Here is a 13518-nt window from a genome sequence, read left to right as displayed (position 1 = left end):
CCGACCTGGAGAAGGAGTACGCCGGCCTCAAGACCGAGGTCGAGACGCTGAGGGCCGACAACACCGATCTACGCCTGGTGTCCGTGGTCAAAGCAGAAGCCGCAGCGAACGGAGTACGCGCCGACCGCCTCGACAGGTGGTGGAAGCAATTCGGTGATGAGTTCAAGCTGACCGACGACGGCAAGCCGATGGTGAAGGACTCCCCCGGCATCACGGTCGCGAGCCACATCACCGAACTCAAGAAGGAGCTGGGTGAGTTCTACGTGGGCTCGCAGTTGGAGGGCGGCGGTTCCAACGGCAGCAAGCCCGGCAAGCCGACTGAAGGAATCTCCGTTGAAGACCTGATGAAGAACCCCACCCAAGCCCTGACCGTGGCACGCGAGGGTGAAGCGGCGTAGCCGTGTCGGATTGACACACCCGAACAGATGCCGTAAATTGACGTTATAGGGAGCACCCCGAGCGATTCGGGGGCTCCGCCGAGAACATAGCAGGGTCCAGCGCGAAGCTGGGCGGACATAGTGGCAACGAGGGACCAGGGGCGCGATGCCTCGGTCGCCTCGGCTCCAGAGCGATTCCGGGGCGCCTTCCAAGACTCAACCGTCGCAGATGACGGGAGTCGGGGAGGCGCCCCGGCTTTCGTACAGCGACACAGATCAGGAAACCGAGAATGTCGCTGACTCTGGTCGAAGCCCTCAAGCTGGCCGTAAACAACGGGGAGGAGAAGCGGGCCGCGGTTATCGCGATGTTCGCGCGTGCCTCCGACATCCTAATGGCACTGCCCTTCAAGGATATTCAGGGCAACGCCTACTCCTACAATCAGGAGGGGACCCTTCCCTCGGTCGCGTTCCGAGGTGTCAACGAGAGCTACACGGCCTCGACTGGCATCGTGAACCCGGCCACCGAATCGCTGCGCATCTGCGGCGGCGATCTCGACGTGGACAAGTTCATCATCGACACCAACGGCATGGCGATCCGCGCCACGCACGAGGAGTTGAAGGTGAAAGCCCTCGCCGCGGAAATCACCCGCGTGCTGATCAAGGGCGATTCCACCTCGAACCCTCGCGAGTTCGACGGGCTCCAGAACCGGATCACTGGTAGCCAGTTGATTGCGGCCGGGACCACGGACGCCGGTGACGCGCTCTCGCTCACGAAGCTGGACGAGCTGATCGACGCGGTACCGGGAATCACCCACCTGATCATGAACAAGGCGCTGCGTCGCCGGCTCACTGCCGCGTCACGCAATCAGTCGGTCGGTGGGCATGTCAGCCACGACATCAACGAGTTCGGGCGGCGTGTCACGGCCTACAACGACATCCCGATCCTCGTGCCGTATTCGGACAACGGCGGCACCGAGCCCCTGGCATTCGATGAGCAGGGCGACCTGGGAGGCACGCCGGGCGGCACGTCCAGCTCTTCGATCTACGGGGTGGCGTTCGGTGACGGGCTGGTTACCGGCCTCCAGTCGAGCGCGATGGATGTGCGCGACCTCGGGGAACTCGAGACGACCCCCGCTTTCCGGACCCGCGTCGAGTGGTACGCCGGCCTGTGCGTTGAGCATGGCCGCGCTGCTGCCCGCCTGGGTGGAATCGCAGACGCCGCGGTGGTCGCGTAAGCGCCCCCCTGAACCCTAACGGGCGGGGGCTGCGTGTCCCCGCCCTGACTCTGGAGCAAAGAGCATGGCACGGAATCAGAGAGACGCCACCTACGATCACGACCTGCGCTTGAAGGACGCTGGCTTGGTCGCGGCAGACGACATTGCCGAGGTGGACAGCGCGGATGCGATCCTCGACCTCGGGGCTGCACGCTTCGACGGGCGGGTGATCATCGATGCGACTGCGGTCGAGGTCGCGAGCGGTGACGAGCGGTACGACGTCGGGCTCCAGTTCAGCGACTCCGCGACGTTCGCGTCCGGTGTGATCGCTGGCCCGATCTTCCCGCTTGGTGATGCCGCAGCCCTGGTGGGCGCGGACACCGACAACGGGGCCGGTCACTACGAACTCCCGTTCTGCAACGAGGTCAACGGGACGACCTACCGCTACATGCGGTGCCAGATCGACGTCGCGGGCACGATTGCCACAGGCGTCAACTTCACCGCCCACGTCGTTCAGCCGTAAGGGGCTGACGATATGCCGGAACGCACGCAGTACGGCAAGTGGGTGTTGTGGCCCGCCGAAGGTGGGGCATCGATCGAACGTTGGCCTGTTGACGGGCGATCGATGCTCGCCTCCGGTGAGTTTCTGGATTACGACCCCGATGGCGTAGGCGCACCCGACACCGAACTAGTGCCCGAAGCGGTCGACCTTCCTCATGGCTGGAACGTGGAGAAGAAAGGTCGCTGGTGGGTGCTGCTTAACCCCGATGGGGTGAAGATCGGCAAAGGGTGTGAGAGCAGGGGCGAGGCGTTGAGGCAGTTACCTGTGGGCCCCACGGGCGCTCCTGTGCGCGCGTCGTCGAACGCAGGCCCAGCCCAGCCGGTGACGCTACCGGCTACTGGGTGAGCCCATGGCCGTCACGGTGGTGGCCACTGTGGGGTCGGCAACAGCCAACTCCTACGACGAGGTCGCGAACATCACGACCTACATCGAGGGGCGCCTCAACTCGTCGGCGTGGGACTCGGCGTCGGGCGACACGCAGAACCGGGCGGCGGTCGAAGCGACTCGCACGCTCGAGCTGATGCCATGGCGCGGCACTCGGGTCGATGCAACGCAGGCGCTCGCCTGGCCCCGCGAATACGTGCCGATCCGCGATCCATCTACGGCGTCGGCCAGCTCGTACTACTCGAGCACCGCGATCCCGACCGACATCAAAGAGGCGCTGGCGGAATTGGCGTTGGAATTCGTGAAGGCGGGCACAACGGACCTCGGCGTGGCGGCGACTGGCTCCAACCTCAAGCGCAAAAAGATTGATGTGCTGGAGTGGGAGTACTCGGCCGCGCAGGTCGAGGGCTTGCAGAAGTTCACGCGGGTCATGGTGAAGATCGACCACTACCTAGAGCCGACCGCCTACTCCAACGAAGTGGTGCGGGTCTGATGGCGTATGCCGAGGATCATGCCAGCGCACTGGCGGGCATCGCTGATGCCGGCGTGGCTGTGACGTTCACGACGGAGGTCGAGGGCACACACAACCCGCTGACCGAGACGTTTGGAGAGCCGACCACCAGCACGGTCACAGGGCACGCGGTACGTGTGCGCGGCGACAAGGACACGTACACCCGCCTCGGGCTCGTCTACGCTCGGCACCCCACGCTGCTGTTCGCGCCATCGACCTACGGTGACCTACCGGAAGCGGGCTGGACCGTAGTGTGGGACGGCGTGACGTACACGGTGGCTGAGGTCGATCCGGTCGCACCGGACGGGGCGGCGATCATCGCGCGGGTGGTGTGCCGATGAGCTTCGGTGACGACTTGGCACTGTTCAAGACGACCGTCGTCGGGCGCTCCCAGGCCGTCTTCCTCGGATCGGTCAATCGGCTCCATGGCTCGATCGTGGACGGCTCCGAGGTGTCGGGCGCCCCAGGGCAACCGCGTGACACCGGCTTCCTCGCGGGGTCATGGCAGGAGACGTATCCCGAGGAGTGGGTCGGACAGACTGCCACGGGCGCTGAGTACGCACTCCCCATCGAGCACGGACAGCAGGCGCCCTACCAGCATCACAGCAGCGGCAAGACCGTCACGCCCCGTCCGATCCAGTATCGCAGCGGTGGCGGTTCCGATTCAGTGAAGCTGACCCGCGCCGCGTGGCCCCGGATTGTCGAGAGCGTGGTATCCGAGGTGGTGCCCTAGTGGGCGTCAGCTTTGCGGACGTGCGCCGCGAGATCCGTACGCGCTTGGTCGGTATGACCGTGGCGACGACAGGGTCCACGACCCTCGCGGCCACGGCGACCGGCTATACCCGCGCATCGGGCTCGTTCATCACCGACAAGTTCGAGGTCGGGATGGAGATCACCGCATCCGGGTTCGGCACCGCAGCCAACAACGGACTCGGCATCGTGACCCGCGCTGAGGCGCTAACGCTCACGGTGTCGGCCTACGACCTCGCCTCCAGCAACGGCGTGTGGACGAAAACCACCCGCACCCTCGTCACGGAAGGCGCGAGTTCGGGCCGCACCCTGCTTGTCGGGCTCCCGACCGTCCGTGCATGGGAGGGCGTGCGCCACGAGAAGCTGGCGGGCGTGCCATGGGTCGAGGAGCGGCTTGTGGGCGGGCCGTCACGGCGCAGGGGCACCACGGGCGACGGCGAGGCCGAGGCCACCCCCCAATACGGCCTGACGCTGCATTGCGTGGCCGAGAAGGGCACAGGCGCGACCGACCGCTACGGGGACGCGCTGTTCGCGCTGCTGCCTCCAGGGCAAGGGCTAGGGACGACCGCCCGTGTGCGCGGAGACACCGGCATGACGCGCGTCGCACTGCCCGAGATCCACGCCGGATTCACCACGACCGCGCTGGCGTTCCCACTGCGGATTCGCACGACACAGACCACCAACTGAGGACTTGAGCCATGCCACGCCAGAGCGGACAAAACTTCACCATCGCGTTCAAGGAGCAGGGGAGCGGGCTGGGCAGCACCGAGTCCACGGGCACGGGCGCAAGCGTTCTGCGTTGCAGCTCGTCCCAGGGCTTCCAACTCCAGTCCACCAGCATCGAAGACCCGACGATCAACACGACCGGCGAGCAGCCCCTCGGGCGCCTCGGGTCCTACTTCGCCAACGGGCAGTTTTCGGTCCCGCTGCGGATGGACCAGTCGATCGAGGACCTGATCGAGGCGCAGCTCCGCGGCACGTGGGTTGCCGCGATCGCGCTGGATGAGTCGACCGGCTCGCTCGGGGCCATCACGATCTCGTCCGACGTGATCACTGCGGCCGGCGGCTCGTGGATCACGCAGGGCGTGCGTGTCGGGCAGATGATCAAGATCGAGGGCTCGTCTGCCGCCGCGAACAACGACTTCTGGATTCGCGTGACGGGCGTTACCGCGAGCACGCTCACGGTGCCGACCGGGACGCTGACTGACGCGGCCTCGGACGCTGCGTGGGATATCACGATCGCCAAGCACCTCATCGTCGATGACCCGCCCACGGATCGCTACTTCACGGTAGAGGAGCGGTTCGGGGATGCGGACGTATCGAAGCTGGCCTCCGATGTGAAGATCGGCGGGTTCGGGCTGTCGGTGAGCGCCGACAACGTGGTCTCGCTCCAGTTCACGATGGCGGGCACGGACTTGGTGCCGATCGCGTCGGGCGCCTCGCCCTACTTCACGTCGCTGACTCCTTCCACCACCGACGCGCTGGTACTGCTCGACGGTGAGGTGGTCGTGGGCGGTGACGCGACGATCGAGCTCACGGACTTCTCGTTCAACTTCGACGGTTCGCCCACGGGTGTGGCCACGCTGGGGCAGCGGGCAAGCCCCGACGTGTTCCTGTCGAACTCGCGCGGCACCGGCTCGCTGTCGGGGATCATGTCTGACCTCTCGATGCTGACCGCGCTCAAGGCCGAGACGAACCTCGAGGTTCATATCGTGGCCTCGGAGAACGAGACGGAGCCGGCCGACATGATGGCCTTCTACTTCGGCAACTCGGCGTATCGCAGCAACAACCAACCCCTCGGAGCAGACGGTCCGCTGATCCAGGGAGCCGGTTGGGAATTCGGGCCTGACGGTCGCGGAACCGGCTACTACAACGCCGCCATGATCGTCTCGAGCACGCTGGCCTAAGCAGGACCCCGCCCGATGCCGCACGTCATTGGATCACGGGTGCAGGGAGAGCGGAGAAAGTCCCCCGTCCTCGTCCGTGCCAGTCGCATTGAAGGTGATGAGGCTGGACGTGCCACGGGCCTGGTCGGGGGCACCCCCTCACAGGAGCACGACTGTGGCAACAAGAAAGAAGCAGGCAACAGGCGGATACGACTTCGCCGTAGTGCGCGACAACCTCGCCAAGCAGGAGTTGGGGGTCACGTTCCCCCTTCTCGGGAGCGACGGCGAGCCGCAGCCATACGGGGACGGGCACGTCACCCTCACGGTGCGCGGTGAGCGTTCGGCCACCTTTCGCCAGATGGCCGACGAGTTCGACCGCACCTACTACGACGACGTGGTGAAGATCAAAGACCCCGTCGAGCGGGACGAGGCGTTCAAGCAGGCATCGCTCGATCGCCCCCACGCCTTCGACATGAAGGTGCGGGCCCCCAACGTGATCGACTGGAACGGCTTCACGGACGGCGGCAAGCCGGTGGAGTTGACGATTGAACTCGCACGGGAGCTGATGGACACCCCCGGCGTGCGTGAGCAGATCGTGAACGCCCAGGGGGATCCGGAGCGTTTTTTCGTCGAAGCCTCGGCGGGCTGATAGAGCATGTCCGCCACGAGGCTCGACTCAACCAGCCGGGGCAAGACGGCAAGCCCAAGCGATGGCACTACGCCAAGGGGCTGCGGAGCCGCAAGAAAGCGACCCGCACCAAGGCCGTGGCCGAACTCGACGGGCCGGAAGCGCCTCAAGACCTGCTCTACCTGCTGCTGTGGTTCTACCAGATCCGGCGCGGGCGCGGCTGGTCGCATGATGGGAACCCGTTGCCGCTGTCGTGGGCGGACCTCCGCGCGTGGGCGGACATGATGGGCCACGAACTGACCCCGCAAGAAGCCTCGGCGCTGTTCGAGATCGACCGCGCTGACCGTCACCCCGGCGAGAAGGACAAGGTGTAACCGTGGAAGGTAACGGCGTCGACATTGCAACCCTCGGCCTACGGGTAGATGCCCGTCCGGTTAAGGACGCGCACGCGGCGCTGGATGACTTCACGAAGGCGGGCCAGCGGGCAGAGACGCAGACTAAGTCTCTCGGGCTGACCCAAGCCGAGGTCGCACGGCTCAACGCCAAGACGATGCGCGAGATCGTCCAGGCGGAGGAGCGCCACCAAGCGGAGAAGGCGGCCCGCGAGAAGCTATCGGCTCGCACCTCTGCACAGACGGCGGAAGAAACCGCACGCGCCCAGATCGCAGCAATGGAGAAGGCGTTCCGCGAGGAAGCCGCCTTCGTCAAGCTGGCTGTGGCCAATGGCTTCATTAAGCCGGCCGAAGCGGAGAAGCTGGGGCGCGAGGCGGCGTCACGGTTCAACCGCGGCCTCGCGCAGTCTGTTGGCACCGCACGGGACGCGGGCGGCTTCCGTGGGTCCGCACTGGTCGGGGTGACGGACCAGATCAAGAACGTCGGCGCGGAGGGCAGGAAGGCCGGCCTCGGGCTCGGTCGCCTGAATGACGCCTTCGTTACAGTCGCCCGCCAAGCCACGGGCACCTCGCCTGTCGTGGGCAAGTTGGCGGACACCATCGGCACGTTTGCGATCGGGACCGCCTACATGGTGCCCGTGCTGGCTGGTATCGCCGCGATCGGGTTCGCGTGGCAGAAGATCACCGAAGACGCGAGAGAGGCCCGCAAGGCGCAGGACGAGGCGATCACGAGCGCCCTTCGCGCCGCACAGATCCGCGACCTCGGCGCAGCGGGTACCGCGGCCGAGGAGTTGGAGGCGTCGGTCGCAGCGGAAACCCGCATCCGAGCGAGGTTGAGCGAGCTCCGCGAGCAGTTGGCGCGGGCGCAGCGATCAGGCAACCAGAACCGCGTCGACAGTACCGGGGCACGCATTCGGGCGACGGTCGATGAGTTGAGGGATGCGGAGACGGCAAGCGCAGAATTGCGGGAGCAGGTCTTCGAGAACGTCAGCCGCGAGAACGACCGCCTACAGTCCGAGCGCGACAGGGCGAACACCAGGTCCGCGCGGTCCGCCGACGAGGCCGTCCGCATCGAGGAGCGCAAGCGGGCAGCGTTTGAACGACTGGCCCAAGAGACACAGCGCCGCGAAGCGCAGTCCACCACCACCCTCCGCAATCTCGAGCAGCAGGCCGCGGCAGAGCGCCGCCTGTCCGCAGCGCAGGCCCAGGGCGCCGAAGCGGTGGCCGAGGTCAACCGCGAACTCGCACGCGAGGAGGCACTACGCCAGGCCCTCGCGAATGCGGTCCCGCGGGACATTGCCGCCATTGTCGCCCAGGTCAACGCGATCCATGACCTGCGTGATGCGAACGCGGAGATGGCCGACGTTCGGGAGCGCACCGCCAAGGAATTCGCGGACACGCTCAAGGGGCTGGTCGACGCGCAGGGTAAGGCAGCGGACGAGGAACGTGCCCGTGCGGAAGCGGCAGCCGAGGCATCGCGGCGCTGGAGGGATGCGTGGGTCAGCGCGGCCTACGACGTAGCTGCGGCCTTCGGGCAATCAGCATCCAACGCGGCCGCGTTCTCCGCCAATGCGGTGGACGCCATCCGGCTCCACGCGAGCGACCGGGGCGCCGGAGCGTCTGCGGCCCTCGGGTCGATCGGAGGATTCGCGGGAACCGCCATCGGCACGATCCTCGACAGTCGCAGGGATCGGGCTGAGGTGATCAAGGCGGCCACCGAGGAATTCGACCGGGTGCTCGACGACTACGTCGCCACGCTCGCGGACCGTAGCCGCTTCGACCAACTGGTGGCCGATGCGGAGGCGGGTGCGCAGGGCGTGCTGGATTCGATGGTAGAGGCGCTTCTCGCGGACCTCGGCACCCGTGGCGACTTCGGCAAGGAAGCAGCCCAGAAGATCCGCGACGGCATCGCGAAGGGGCTCGACGCTCAAGGGTTGGAAGGCATTCTCTCGCAGTTCGGCCCGGAAGGCCAGGCGATCCTCGACGCCTACCGCGAGAAGCTCCAGCAGATCGCGGACCAGCGCCAGAAAGAGATCGACACGGCGACCGACTCGCTGCGCGTCCGTGAACTCATCGCGCAGGGCCGCACCGAGGAAGCCGCGGCGCTCGAGCGCGACCTCGCGAACCGCAAGGCGATCAAGGAAGCCCTCGAACTTGGCGGCAAGGCGCTCGCGGAATACACCCGCAGCGTGCAGGAGCAGGAGGAAGCCGCACGTAAGGCGGCAGAGGCCGAGAGAGCGGCCACAGAGGCCCGGGACCGTGCGAGGCAGGCCGTACAGGACCGCTTCGACGTTGACGCCCGTGAGGCGGCTCTGGCGGGCGATGATCGCGGCGCGTTCGGTGCCGGGCTTGCGGGGCGTGCAGCAGCAGAGAAGGCCGCCCTCGACGATCGGCTGGCTGCGGGCGAGATCGAGATCGAGTTGTACAACCGCCTGTATGACGTCATCGACGGTGAGGTGGTCAAGGCGCTGCGCGACTTCGATCAAGCCGCGGCGGATGCAGCAGAGCGGGTCAAGGCGCTGGCCGAGGCGGAGCGGTTCCGGGCGGCGCAGGATCTCCGCAACCTCGAGGTCGAATTGCTGCTGGAGCAGGGGCGCGATGACACCGCGTTTTCGCTGCAGCAGGAGATCCGGCTACGGCAGGCGCTCAACGACGGGAAGAGCGACGAATACATCGCCACCCTCCGTCAGCTACAGGCCCAGCAGGCATCGAACCGGGCGGCCGAGAAAGCCGCAGAGGCCGCACGCGAGCAAGCGAGGGCGACCGAGGAGTTCACACGGGCTGCGGACGGTGCCCTGCGCGTGATCGGCGGGCCCCACGGGCTGACTCAGTCCATCGGCGGCTACCGCAACCAGGCCCTCCGGTATGGCGGCACGCCCTTCGACGTGAGTTCACCTGACTTCACGGGCAGCGGCTCGACCAGCAACCGCTACGAGATCAGCATCCAGACGCAGCCGGGACAGGACAATGTCGCGATCGGGCAGGCGCTCGCGGAGCAGATCCGGCGCGAGGTGGCCCGCATTGAGGCTCTTGGCGGCTTCGTGAACTTCGGTGGCATCTGATGGCTGACTTCACTGTGGGTGGCACCACCTACTCGGTGCGCCGGCTCAAGAAGCGCAACCAGTCGGTCGTGGTGCAGGAACGCACCTTTGGCGACACGCTCGTCTCCTCTCGCGCCACAGCCAACGCGGTTGTGCCGGTGTGGGACGTGGCGAGCGGATGGCTGACTGAGGCCGAATGCGACACGCTGATCGCGGCGCTTGAGGCTGTCGGCACCGTCACGCTGTCGGGCGACCTCATGCCCTCGTCCACCGTATGCCTCGCGATGAATATCGGCTGGGTGTCGGACGGGCTCACGGATGATCGCAGCGCGACGTTCGTGGCCGAGAAGGTCGACCCATGATCACGGCGACTGCGGGCGAGCTCGCGGACCTCCTCGAGGACGATCGCCGGGAATCGTTCCGTTGTCGGATCGCGGACCACACCGACACGCTCCAGGACGTGAGCGACGACGTGCTATCGCTGTCGGTCACCATCGACGTGAACCAGCCGTCCCGTAGCGCGAACATATCGCTGAAGCTGGGTGACCATTCGCCGTTCCTGTCGAACCCCACGGTCTACCCGCGGCGTCGGGTCGTGATCGACATGGAGGTGCGCCGCCACGACGAGGCGCTGGGCTCCTCATGGATCGAGGTGTTCAACGGATTCCTGAACGTGCCGGTGCTCAACGCGAAACAGGACACCGTCACGCTGCCATGTCAGGACCACTGGCTGATCCTGTACAACAAACTGATCGAGTCGGAAGCGAGCTACGGGTCAGGCGGTGGCGTTGCGATCGAGACGGTGCTCCAGCAGATCGAGGCGGCGAACACCAACGCATACACGATCTCGGTGAGCGGCACCCCAACCACCACGATCAAGACGTTCACCCAGCGGCGCATGAAGCTGTCCCAGGCGCTCATGGACGTGGCGAACGTCAACGCATGGGACCTGCGCTTCTTTGGGACCACGCTGACGTTCCAGGAGCCGCCACGCAGCAAGACGACCCCCGACTACACGTTCACGACGGACGGGTTCTTCGACGTGCCGTATGCGGCGCTCGACCCGACTGGCATCGTCAACCGCGTACTCGGGCAGTGGGACGACAGCAACACCGAGGTCGCAGAGGACTCCACGTCCGTCGCCGCATGGGAAGAACTCGCCGCCTACATCGACGCGCGGCAGGACCCGCAGTTCACGAGCGCCCCGACAATGCAGGCGCTGCTGGACATCATCGTCACCGACCGCGCCAACCCGCTCACGGTATGGCAGGTCAAGGGGCGACTGTTCCCGTTCGCTGAGATTTGGGACCTCTACCGCTTCCCTGCGCTGACTCAGATCACGTCGGGCAATACCGACCTGGCTGTGTCGAAGGTGGTTCACAGCTTCCCCGGCTTCGGGCAGATGCCCCACACGATGCTGCACCTGGCGGGTTCGCCCTCGGGTGGCGTGGATCGCTGGGACAGGCTGATCACGAAGACCACACGGGCGCAGATCGTTACGGATGTGACGGGGCCGGTGGTGGCGGGCATTGTCCCACCCACGATCAGCGTTGAGGTGGACCAGACGGGCTCGACGGGCACGCTCGACATCGTGCTCCACGACCCGGACGGGCTGATCGACGCGACGGCGTTCAAGCCACAGGCGGGCGGCTCCGACTTCGACTTCACCGACGACCCGACCGGCTGGGATGTCTACGACGACACCGCTGCCACGCTGGGCGACACGGTCGGGCTCGTGGAGGGCCACGACTCCTACATTGCCTTCGCCTACCGGTGGAACCCCGGCACGGGCGCGAGGTGGGAGCGGGACTTCAGGTCGTTCGACAAGGACCGCATCCCGGACTTGTCGTGTGCGCTGAATCGGCTCGGCGCAACGGTGCGCCTGTCGCACTCCGGGAAGGAAGACCTCAACTCCATTCGGTACTCCACGTCTAAGGTCGACGCGGCCACGGCGCTGGCGGGCGTGGCGGCTGGTACCGTCGTGTCTGGTCGCACGGGCGACACGGAGATAGAAGCATCAATGGCGGCGGGGGACACCTTGTTTGTCGCCGTGCGCGGCTTCAACGGCTCGTCAGGTGACAGCACCGCATCGACGGAGGATTGGGAGGGGCGCATCGGGGATGCGGTAGGCGCGGACGGGATCACACAGGCGATGTTGGGCGACGCGATCGTGGGTGCCGCCCAGATGAAGAAGCAAGAGCAGTTCTTCGGGTCGTCGGTGGCGTTTTCGTCGGGCTCGTACACTAACCTCGCATGGGCTGCGGGCACCTTGTATTTCGGGGACGGCACGACGGCGTCGATCAACTCCAGTTCGATCAGCCTGACCGCTGGCGGGGCTCCGCGCTACATCTACTACGACGGCACGGCCAACCTCCAGAACACCACCGCGATCACGACGGTGCTGGGCGACGAGTCGTATCTCTTGCTCTGCACGGCGTGGGCGTCGGACTCCAACCACGACGACGCGGCATTCGTGCCGGCGTTCGGCGCGATGGGCGTCGGCAAGGTCTCGATCACAGCAGGGCAGATCAGCGCCGGCTCGATTGCGACCGGCCACCTCCAGGCGAACAGCGTCACGGCCGGCAAGATCACGGTCCTGACCCTCTCTGCGATCGTCGCGGACTTCGGCACCGTCACTGCCGGTCTGATCAACAACGCCACGTCCAACCCCACGGCGGGCATCCGTGTTGATACCGGCTACTCCAAGCCGGGGACCTGGACCTCGTACATCGACCTCGCGGCGACCACGACGGACCCGTTCATCAAGGGAACGGAGTTCGAGATGCTCGCGAACGGGGACGCCACGTTCTCTGGCACTGTGGCGGCTGGCACGTTCACGGCGTCCCGAGCGGACTTCAGTGGGACGATCAACGCACACGGCGGTGGTGGCACGGCGGTGATCGCGACGGACCATATCTACCAGACGGCTAGTTCGACATCGGTGTCTCTCGTCGGTGGGCAGATCCGGTTTGGCACGACGTTCGAGTTCTATGAGCCGGGCATCTCAGCCACGGTCGCTATCGCGATCGAGAACGGTCCAAAGCTCGGGTTCTTCGGCGTTACCCCTGTCGTGAAACCAACGGTGACTGGCTCGCGCGGTGGAAACGCAGCCCTCACCAGCGCACTCACCGCCCTCGCAAATCTCGGCCTCATCACGGACTCCAGCACATGACCCGCCTACTCACTCCACGAGAGGCGGAAGTCCTGCGCCCGCTCTGGGATCGCCGCACTCGCTACCTCGAACTCGCCCAAGAGCTTGAGGCCGGCATCTCGTCGCTGGCCCGCGCCTTCGGTGGCGACACGGCCACGATCACGGCCACCCCCGCTGGCGGCTTCTCAATCACGGAACCCGAACCAGACGGAGACGACTGATGCGCCTGCTTCTGATCGCGCTACTCGTGGCGTCCTGCACCGATCCGGTAGCGCAGGATGATCGCGACCCCGGCTTCCCTGACGGCGAGCCGTTCGACTCGGTGCCGGCCAACTGCGCTCCGGGCGACAGCGTGGTGAATGGGCAGGTGCAGTTCATCTGCCCTGCCGCCTACGCTCGCCCACTCACCCACACGGAAGGATAGACGACCTATGGGCATCGACTTTACTGCACGCGGCTCGGGTTACTTCCGGGTGTTCGTCAACGGTGATGTGATCTCGCAGCACACGACGGAGCGGGAAGCACTGGAGCGGGCGACCGAGGTCGAACTCGAGGACCCGTCGCGCCACGTCCACGTCACCCACGACTACACGGTTGACGTAGAGGCGACTGGCTCCACCCC

General features: G+C 66.2%; 17 protein-coding genes. All 17 read left to right on the top strand.

Annotation, left to right across the window (positions count from 1 at the left end; all coding sequences use genetic code 11):
- On the top strand, nucleotides 1–398 hold a 398-nt coding region (locus tag ACPGXI_RS16765), incomplete at its 5' end, for a hypothetical protein (RefSeq protein WP_526654941.1).
- A gap of 269 nt (nucleotides 399–667) precedes the next feature.
- Nucleotides 668–1612 (top strand): major capsid protein, encoded by a 945-nt coding sequence (locus tag ACPGXI_RS16760; protein WP_526654939.1) that lies wholly within the window; start codon nucleotides 668–670, stop codon nucleotides 1610–1612.
- Between the two features lie 64 nt (nucleotides 1613–1676).
- Entirely contained in the window at nucleotides 1677–2114 is a 438-nt protein-coding gene (locus ACPGXI_RS16755) for a hypothetical protein (RefSeq protein WP_526654937.1), read from the top strand.
- A 12-nt stretch (nucleotides 2115–2126) separates the two neighbouring features.
- Entirely contained in the window at nucleotides 2127–2498 is a 372-nt protein-coding gene (locus ACPGXI_RS16750) for a hypothetical protein (RefSeq protein WP_526654935.1), read from the top strand.
- A gap of 4 nt (nucleotides 2499–2502) precedes the next feature.
- Complete coding sequence (locus ACPGXI_RS16745) at nucleotides 2503–3030, top strand: DnaT-like ssDNA-binding protein (protein WP_526654933.1); 528 nt, start codon at nucleotides 2503–2505, stop codon at nucleotides 3028–3030.
- On the top strand, nucleotides 3030–3389 hold the full coding sequence (locus ACPGXI_RS16740) for a hypothetical protein (protein WP_526654931.1): 360 nt from the start codon (nucleotides 3030–3032) through the stop codon (nucleotides 3387–3389). The genes ACPGXI_RS16745 and ACPGXI_RS16740 overlap by 1 nt, the downstream gene beginning before the upstream one ends.
- Nucleotides 3386–3781 (top strand): hypothetical protein, encoded by a 396-nt coding sequence (locus ACPGXI_RS16735; RefSeq protein WP_526654929.1) that lies wholly within the window; start codon nucleotides 3386–3388, stop codon nucleotides 3779–3781. The genes ACPGXI_RS16740 and ACPGXI_RS16735 overlap by 4 nt, the downstream gene beginning before the upstream one ends.
- The gene (locus tag ACPGXI_RS16730; protein WP_526654927.1) at nucleotides 3781–4485 is read left to right on the top strand and encodes a hypothetical protein; all 705 of its coding nucleotides are present in this window, start codon (nucleotides 3781–3783) and stop codon (nucleotides 4483–4485) included. Before ACPGXI_RS16735 ends, ACPGXI_RS16730 begins: the two co-directional genes overlap by 1 nt.
- A gap of 11 nt (nucleotides 4486–4496) precedes the next feature.
- Nucleotides 4497–5705 carry a phage tail tube protein gene (locus ACPGXI_RS16725; protein ID WP_526654925.1) on the top strand — a complete coding sequence of 403 codons (1209 nt, stop codon included), beginning with the start codon at nucleotides 4497–4499 and terminating at the stop codon, nucleotides 5703–5705.
- Between the two features lie 154 nt (nucleotides 5706–5859).
- Nucleotides 5860–6333 (top strand): hypothetical protein, encoded by a 474-nt coding sequence (locus ACPGXI_RS16720; protein ID WP_526654923.1) that lies wholly within the window; start codon nucleotides 5860–5862, stop codon nucleotides 6331–6333.
- 116 nt (nucleotides 6334–6449) lie between these two features.
- Nucleotides 6450–6686 carry a phage tail assembly chaperone gene (locus ACPGXI_RS16715; protein WP_526654921.1) on the top strand — a complete coding sequence of 79 codons (237 nt, stop codon included), beginning with the start codon at nucleotides 6450–6452 and terminating at the stop codon, nucleotides 6684–6686.
- A 2-nt stretch (nucleotides 6687–6688) separates the two neighbouring features.
- The gene (locus ACPGXI_RS16710; RefSeq protein ID WP_526654919.1) at nucleotides 6689–9766 is read left to right on the top strand and encodes a coiled-coil domain-containing protein; all 3078 of its coding nucleotides are present in this window, start codon (nucleotides 6689–6691) and stop codon (nucleotides 9764–9766) included.
- Complete coding sequence (locus tag ACPGXI_RS16705) at nucleotides 9766–10107, top strand: hypothetical protein (protein WP_526654917.1); 342 nt, start codon at nucleotides 9766–9768, stop codon at nucleotides 10105–10107. The genes ACPGXI_RS16710 and ACPGXI_RS16705 overlap by 1 nt, the downstream gene beginning before the upstream one ends.
- Nucleotides 10104–12917, top strand: a complete 2814-nt coding sequence (locus ACPGXI_RS16700; protein WP_526654915.1) for a hypothetical protein — start codon at nucleotides 10104–10106, stop codon at nucleotides 12915–12917. The genes ACPGXI_RS16705 and ACPGXI_RS16700 overlap by 4 nt, the downstream gene beginning before the upstream one ends.
- Nucleotides 12914–13117 (top strand): hypothetical protein, encoded by a 204-nt coding sequence (locus ACPGXI_RS16695; RefSeq protein ID WP_526654913.1) that lies wholly within the window; start codon nucleotides 12914–12916, stop codon nucleotides 13115–13117. Before ACPGXI_RS16700 ends, ACPGXI_RS16695 begins: the two co-directional genes overlap by 4 nt.
- Complete coding sequence (locus ACPGXI_RS16690) at nucleotides 13117–13320, top strand: hypothetical protein (protein WP_526654911.1); 204 nt, start codon at nucleotides 13117–13119, stop codon at nucleotides 13318–13320. Before ACPGXI_RS16695 ends, ACPGXI_RS16690 begins: the two co-directional genes overlap by 1 nt.
- Nucleotides 13321–13327: 7 nt before the next feature.
- The coding region (locus ACPGXI_RS16685; RefSeq protein WP_526654909.1) for a hypothetical protein at nucleotides 13328–13518 on the top strand (191 nt) is incomplete at its 3' end.

This window comes from Mycobacterium sp., assembly GCF_049608025.1.
Lineage (GTDB): Bacteria > Actinomycetota > Actinomycetes > Mycobacteriales > Mycobacteriaceae > Mycobacterium.
This window is presented reverse-complemented; position numbering and strand designations above follow the sequence as displayed.

What these genes read in the sequence shown, in the direction of transcription:
- ACPGXI_RS16760 (WP_526654939.1), top strand. Translation starts at nt 668, where the DNA reads ATGTCGCTGACTCTGGTCGAAGCCCTCAAGCTGGCCGTAAACAACGGG.
- ACPGXI_RS16755 (WP_526654937.1), top strand. Translation starts at nt 1,677, where the DNA reads ATGGCACGGAATCAGAGAGACGCCACCTACGATCACGACCTGCGCTTG.
- ACPGXI_RS16750 (WP_526654935.1), top strand. Translation starts at nt 2,127, where the DNA reads ATGCCGGAACGCACGCAGTACGGCAAGTGGGTGTTGTGGCCCGCCGAA.
- ACPGXI_RS16745 (WP_526654933.1), top strand. Translation starts at nt 2,503, where the DNA reads ATGGCCGTCACGGTGGTGGCCACTGTGGGGTCGGCAACAGCCAACTCC.
- ACPGXI_RS16740 (WP_526654931.1), top strand. Translation starts at nt 3,030, where the DNA reads ATGGCGTATGCCGAGGATCATGCCAGCGCACTGGCGGGCATCGCTGAT.
- ACPGXI_RS16735 (WP_526654929.1), top strand. Translation starts at nt 3,386, where the DNA reads ATGAGCTTCGGTGACGACTTGGCACTGTTCAAGACGACCGTCGTCGGG.
- ACPGXI_RS16725 (WP_526654925.1), top strand. Translation starts at nt 4,497, where the DNA reads ATGCCACGCCAGAGCGGACAAAACTTCACCATCGCGTTCAAGGAGCAG.
- ACPGXI_RS16705 (WP_526654917.1), top strand. Translation starts at nt 9,766, where the DNA reads ATGGCTGACTTCACTGTGGGTGGCACCACCTACTCGGTGCGCCGGCTC.
- ACPGXI_RS16700 (WP_526654915.1), top strand. Translation starts at nt 10,104, where the DNA reads ATGATCACGGCGACTGCGGGCGAGCTCGCGGACCTCCTCGAGGACGAT.
- ACPGXI_RS16695 (WP_526654913.1), top strand. Translation starts at nt 12,914, where the DNA reads ATGACCCGCCTACTCACTCCACGAGAGGCGGAAGTCCTGCGCCCGCTC.
- ACPGXI_RS16690 (WP_526654911.1), top strand. Translation starts at nt 13,117, where the DNA reads ATGCGCCTGCTTCTGATCGCGCTACTCGTGGCGTCCTGCACCGATCCG.